Source organism: Clostridium frigidicarnis, from assembly GCF_900111985.1.
Lineage (GTDB): Bacteria > Bacillota > Clostridia > Clostridiales > Clostridiaceae > Clostridium_Z > Clostridium_Z frigidicarnis.
The window spans coordinates 1-6592 of record NZ_FOKI01000078.1 but is presented as its reverse complement, the minus strand read 5'-3'; the positions used below and the strand labels follow the sequence as shown (position 1 = coordinate 6592).

4 protein-coding genes are annotated in these 6592 nt (G+C 30.9%); all 4 read right to left on the bottom strand.

The window, feature by feature from the left end:
* Positions 1-523 precede the first annotated feature (523 nt).
* The 4 genes from BM119_RS19105 to BM119_RS19090 all read right to left on the bottom strand — a co-directional run bounded on the left by BM119_RS19105 (position 524) and on the right by BM119_RS19090 (position 6029).
* A complete protein-coding gene (locus tag BM119_RS19105; protein ID WP_090043295.1) occupies positions 524-2905 on the bottom strand; it encodes a homocysteine S-methyltransferase family protein in 2382 nt (793 codons plus the stop codon).
* Positions 2895-3599 carry a methionine synthase gene (locus BM119_RS19100; protein ID WP_242948479.1) on the bottom strand — a complete coding sequence of 235 codons (705 nt, stop codon included), beginning with the start codon at positions 3597-3599 and terminating at the stop codon, positions 2895-2897. The genes BM119_RS19105 and BM119_RS19100 overlap by 11 nt, the downstream gene beginning before the upstream one ends.
* Before the next feature lie 245 nt (positions 3600-3844).
* Positions 3845-4732 (bottom strand): methylenetetrahydrofolate reductase [NAD(P)H], encoded by an 888-nt coding sequence (metF, locus tag BM119_RS19095; RefSeq protein WP_090043294.1) that lies wholly within the window; start codon positions 4730-4732, stop codon positions 3845-3847.
* Position 4733: 1 nt separating this feature from the next.
* Positions 4734-6029 carry an O-acetylhomoserine aminocarboxypropyltransferase/cysteine synthase family protein gene (locus BM119_RS19090; RefSeq protein WP_090043293.1) on the bottom strand — a complete coding sequence of 432 codons (1296 nt, stop codon included), beginning with the start codon at positions 6027-6029 and terminating at the stop codon, positions 4734-4736.
* Positions 6030-6592 lie beyond the last annotated feature (563 nt).

The window sequence follows — 6592 nt, the reverse complement described above, 5'->3', positions numbered from 1 at the left end:
CTAAAAGATTTAAGCCTTCCAAAGGCTTTTTTAAATATATTGACATATTTTATCCCCCCTTCAAAATAATTACGGAAGTCTTCTAATAAAGCACATGAAATAAAATAACAAGTAGAAAGATGCCATGTAATAGAACAAAAGGCTACGCCCTTTTTTAATTGACAATTGAGAATTGACAATTGACGATTATTGTTGGAAGTCATGGACTTCCTAAATATAAAGTTGAAGGTTGAGAGCGGAAAGTTGAAAGTTCAGGTTGAAAATCACAGATTTTCTCTAAATTATATTTTTTAAATTTTAAAATCTTCCTTAGAAGATTTATCCTTGAATTGTCAATTTTCAATCGTCACTTGTCAATTTCTTAAACTCTTGCAACTTGTCACTTTTAACTTATCACTCATTAAAGTTTTCAACTAAAAAATCTATATATTTTAATAGTTATCAAAGTTATCCACAGGTTTGAAATTTTATAATATCCTATAAAGGACAAAAGTGACTGCACCAATTTTCAATTCATAAAACCCTAATTGTACTCATTGAAAATTTCTTTTGCAATTTCTACTGATTCATTTGCATCTTTAGCATAATAATCCGCATAAATCATATCTGCATACTCTTTATTTAGCACAGCTCCCCCTACCATAACCTTACAATTAGGATTAAATCTTTTTAAATCTTTTATAGTATCCTCCATGCTTTTTACTGTAGTTGTCATCAATGCACTAAGTCCTATTAGTTTAATATTATTTTTAATAGCTTCCCCTATTATTACCTCTTTACTTACATTTTTTCCTAGATCCATAACTTCAAAACCATAGCTTTCAAGAAGAACTTTTACAATGTTTTTACCAATATCATGAATATCTCCCTTTACCGTAGCTAAAATTATTTTTCCATTACATATTGGTAAATCTGAGTTTTCTTTCACCTTTTTCTTTATAACCTCAAAGGATTTTTTTACTGTCTCCGCTGATTGTATTAGTTGTGGAAGGAATATTTCTCCTCCCTCATATTTTTTCCCCATTAAATCTAAAGCTGGTACTATATATTCATTAACAACTTCAAGCGGCTCTTTATTATTAAGAAGAGCTATTGTTGCATCTTTTGCATTTCCTTTAAGCCCTTTTAATATTATATTAAATAAATCATCGCTAGCATTGTCTTTATTTAACTGCTTTTTATCATTAGTAAGATCTTTATAACATTCAATATATTCTACAGCACTAGTATCCTCATTTCGAAAAACCTTAGAAGCTCTTACAGTACCCATCATGTCCTTATCCATAGGATCTATTATAGGCAATGAAAGACCTGCCATAAGACTTGCTGCTAAAAAGGTTCTATTTAAAAGCTTTCTATTAGGCAATCCAAAAGATACATTTGAAACTCCTAGTACAGTTCTTACATTTAACTTTTCCTTTACCAAGGTAAGAACCTTCAAAGTTTCTTCTACATCTTTTTGTTGAGCTGCTGCTGTTAATGTTAAGCAATCAATATAAATATCTTCCTTCCCTATTCCATAACCCTGTGCCATATTCACTATCTTCTCAGCTATTTTAAATCTTTCTTTTGCACCACTAGGTATACCTTTGTTATCTAAGGTTAATCCAATCACTGCTGCTCCGTATTTTTTTACTATAGGTAAGATCTCTTTAAGCACTTTATCTTCACCATTAACTGAATTTACGATAGCCTTGCCATTGTAAACTCTTAATGCACTTTCTATAACTTTTGGATCATTAGAATCTATTTGAAGGGGAACATCTAATATAGATTGAATTTCCTTAATGACCTTCACCATAGTTTTTTCTTCATCTATTTCTGGTAATCCTACATTAATATCTAAAATATCTGCTCCTGCTTCTACTTGTGATATTGCTTCTTTTAAAATATAATCTATATTATTTTCTCTTAGTGCTTCTTTAAATAATTTTTTACCCGTTGGGTTAATTCTTTCCCCTATAACTCTTATTGCTTCAATAGTTACTGCTTTAGTTGGAGTACATACTGTACTTAGACACTGGGTTTCCCTTTTCTGTATCTTTATATGATTTAACTCTTTTGTTATACTTTTTATATATTCATCATTAGTGCCACAACACCCACCAATTATCTTAACCCCATTTTCTAGAAACCTACGACTATAAGAAGCAAATTCCTTTGGTGAAATATCATAGATTGTATCTTTATTACAAATCCTTGGAATTCCCGCATTTGCTTGTACCATAACTGGAATCTTTGATACTTTTAATATTTCACTTATTATAGGTTCCATTTCTTTAGGTCCTAAGGAACAATTAACTCCTAAGGCATCTACCCCTAATCCTTGTAATACAGTTGTCATTGTAAGGGCTGTACACCCTGTAAATGTTCTCCCATCCTCTTGAAAGCTCATAGTACAAAATACTGGTAAATTAGAATTTTCCTTTGCCGCTAATATGGCTGCTTTGGCTTCATATAAATCTGTCATAGTTTCTATTAATATCAAGTCAACTCCATTATTAACTCCTTGAACAATTTGTCTTTTAAATATTTCATAAGCCCTATCAAACTTCAAGTCTCCCATAGGCTCTAATAAACGTCCAATAGGTCCTATATCTAAAGCTATAAACACATCTTCATTTTTAATAGCCTCTCTAGCATTACTTACGGCACTACTAATTATTTCTTCCACTTCAAAGCCAGTATCCTTTAGTTTTAATTCATTAGCTCCAAAAGTATTAGTTGTAATAACTTTGGCACCTGCATTAATATATCTTTTATGAACTTCAATTACCTTTTCAGGCTCTTTAATATTTACACTCTCCGGTAACTCACCAACTTTTAATCCAAGACTTTGAAGAATAGTTCCCATAGCCCCATCAAATATTAAAAAATTGTTTTCTAAATAACCCTTAAGTTCCACAATTTCCACCATCCCTTCTAAAATTACAGTTTAAATAATTATTACATCCTCCGCACTTTTTATTTTCCCTCTTATACTTTTTATCAACCACTCCAACTATTGCTGTAACAGATTTTCTTGGTGTTAAAATATTATGTGATGATATTGTAAGTCCTATGGTTCTGTAAGTATCAATTATTGATATAAAATCGGACTGTATATGTAAAGATAAATCTCCATATCCAGGACTATACCTAGAGGTTAATACTTTATCCTTCTCTTTTATGCTTTCCTCTATTTCAACACAAAGCTTATCACACACTTCCTCTATGGCAGTATTAGCACAAGCGTCTAGTATTAATGCTTTGGTCATATCCAATTTTTCATAATATCTTATTCTTATATCTACAGCGTGTCCTAAAGTTGCAGCCATTAAAATACATGTATCAGCCTTATCTAAATGCCTGTAAATGTCCTTGCTTTCTAAAACTGTATTACAATTATCTAGTGATATTTTCATATTATCCCTATTTATTTTAAAAACCTTATACACACATTTTGCTTTTACTAAAACTTTTATTTCATTTATGCATTCATCAATTAACTTTTCAATATTTTTATCTAAAGCTTGTTTCCTATATCCTAAATATCTTAAAACTTCATTTTTATCTATACCTAATTGTTCAATGAATTGAAAGCTTTCTACTCTTTCCAAAGTAATCCCCCCTTTTAATTGACAATTGATAATTGACAATTGACGATTATTGTTGGAAGTCAAAGACTTCCTAGAATATAAAGTTGAAGGTTGAGAGTGGAGAGTTGAAAGTTCTTGTCACTTGTAACTCATTAAAGTTTTCAATCGTCAATTCTCAATTTCTTAAACTCTTGCAACTTGTAACTCATAACTTATCATTCATTAAAGTTCTCAACTAGCCTAGGCGCATGAAAGAAAATAGACTATTAGCTCACTTGTTTTCTGTTTATAGAGTTTATTACTGAACTTATATTTTCATTTATCTTTCTTGCTATATAAGGATTGTTCATGGTGTAAAGGTGAATTCCTCTAACTCCTGTAGAAATCAAATCTACTATTTGATCCATTGCATAAGCTATACCTGCATCTCTTAAAGCTTCTTTGTCATGCTCGTATTTTTCCATTATCTTTATAAACTTTAATGGAACATTAGACCCGCAAAGGGAAACTATTCTTTCTATTTGCTTCTTATTAGTAACAGGCATTATCCCTGCCTGAATTGGTACATTTAAACCTTTTTGCTCCACTTTATCTAAAAAATTATAAAAGCAATTATTATCAAAAAACAATTGGGAAATTAAATGTTCTGCTCCTGACTCTACTTTCACCTTTAAAACTTCAATATCTTCCTTTAAGTTTTTACTTTCTATATGCCCTTCTGGATAACAGGCTGCCGATATACCAAAGCCTTTATTTTTCTTTATATACTCAATAAGCTTGCAAGCATTGTTAAAATCTTTTGAAATTTTAGTTTCTCCTAAAACATCTCCCCTCAATGCTAATATGTTTTCTACATTGTTCTCTTTTAGTTCATCTAAAATATTTTTAATAAAATCTTTATTAGAATTTATACAAGTTAAATGAGCTAAAGGTTCTATATCATATTTATTTTTTATTAAAGATGATAATTCACATATTTTATTACCTGGGCTGCTTCCTGCAGCACCATAAGTGACACTAATATAATCTGGTTTTAAGTCCTTTAACCCCTCTAAAGTATCATAAATAGTTTCTATTGGTGATGTAACTTTAGGTGGAAAAATTTCAAAGGAAAATACTAATTCTTTTTCTTTAAATAAATTACTAATACGCATTTTAACTCTCCTTTACTGCATGTTTAAGTCCTTGATCAAGATCATAAATTAGATCATCAACATCCTCAATTCCTATAGAAATTCTTATCATATCAAGGGTAACCCCTGCTGCCTTCTGTTCTTCTTCATTTAATTGACTATGAGTTGTACTAGCAGGATGTATAACTAAAGATTTAGCATCTGCAACATTAGCTAGATGGGAAAATATTTCAAGACTTTCGATAAATCTTTTCCCTTCCTCCATACCGCCTTTTACACCAAAGGTAAATATTGACCCAGCACCCTTAGGAAAATATTTTTCTGCAAGTTTATGGTACTTGTTATTTTCTAAGCTAGGATAATTCACCCAAGCCACAAGAGGATGATCTTCTAAAAACCTTACAATCTTTTTTGTGTTTGATACATGTTTTTCCACTCTCAATGAAAGAGTCTCTAGACCTTGAATAAAGAGAAATGAATTAAATGGGCTAATAGCAGATCCAGTATCTCTTAAAACCTGAACTCTTAATTTTGTAATATAAGCTAACTCTTTTAAATCAATAGCATATCTAAGTCCGTGATAGCTTAAATCTGGTTCTGTAAGCTCTGGAAATCTTCCACTTTTCTCCCAATCAAATTTACCTGAATCTATTACTACTCCTCCTATTGAAGTCCCATGTCCGCCGATAAATTTTGTAGCAGAATGAACTACGATATCTGCCCCAAATTCTATAGGTTTTATTAGATATGGTGTGCCAAAAGTATTGTCCACAATTAATGGTATGCCATTTTCATGAGCAATTTTAGCTACAGCTTCAATATCAATTAAGTTTATTCCTGGATTTCCTATACTCTCAATATATATGATTTTCGTTTTATCATTTATTGCCTTTTTAAAGTTTTCTGGTTCATCAGGATCTACAAAAACTGTTTTAATCCCTAGTTTAGGTAGGGTAGTAGAAAAAAGAGTATAAGTTCCTCCATAAAGGGTACTCGCTGCAACAATTTCATCTCCTGCACCAGCTATATTAATTATTGAACTGGTGATTGCTGCTGCACCAGATGCAACTGCAAGGGCTCCAACACCACCTTCAAGGGCTGCTATTCTCTTTTCAAAAACATCTGTAGTAGGATTCATAATTCTTGTATAAATGTTTCCTTCTTCCTTTAAAGCAAATAAGTTTGCCCCATGCTCAACGCTATTAAAAACATATGATGCAGTTTGATATATTGGAACAGCTCTTGATCCAGTATGAGGATCTGGTTCTTGTCCTGCATGTACTTGTAATGTATCGAATTTTAATTTTCTTTCACTCATTTTAATCCTCTCCTTAAAATTTTTTAATATGGTTCTTTTTAATATGAAATTTCATTATAAAAAAGGCTACGCCCTTTTTAAATTGACAATTGATAATTGACGATTATTGTTGGAAGTCACAGACTTCCTAAATATAAAGTTGAAGGTTGAACGTGGAAAGTTGAAAGTTATGGTTGAAAATCACAGATTTTCTTCCAAGCTTATATTTTAAATTTAAAATCTTCCTTAGAAGATTTATCCTTGAATTGTCAATTTTCAATCGTCAATTGTCAATTTCTTAAACTCTTGCAACTTGCCACTTGTAATTTTTCACTCATTAAAGTTTTCAACCCTCAATTCTCAACCTTCAATTATCAACTAAAAAATCTATATATTTTAATAGTTATCAAAGTTATCCACAGATTCGAAATTTTATAATATCCTATAAAGAAATAAAAGCTCCCTTTCCCAAAATTACTTTTGACGAAAGAGAGCTACACTTATTAAGTAGTAGGCAATCTCTCTCATCTTTTTTTAGATAAAACATCTAAAATAGGAATTGGCACCATATATGCAAATGATAC

Excerpts from the sequence above, each read along its gene's own strand:
- metF (WP_090043294.1), bottom strand. The coding sequence starts at position 4,732 with ATGCGTATTAGTAATTTATTTAAAGAAAAAGAATTAGTATTTTCCTTT.
- BM119_RS19090 (WP_090043293.1), bottom strand. The coding sequence starts at position 6,029 with ATGAGTGAAAGAAAATTAAAATTCGATACATTACAAGTACATGCAGGA.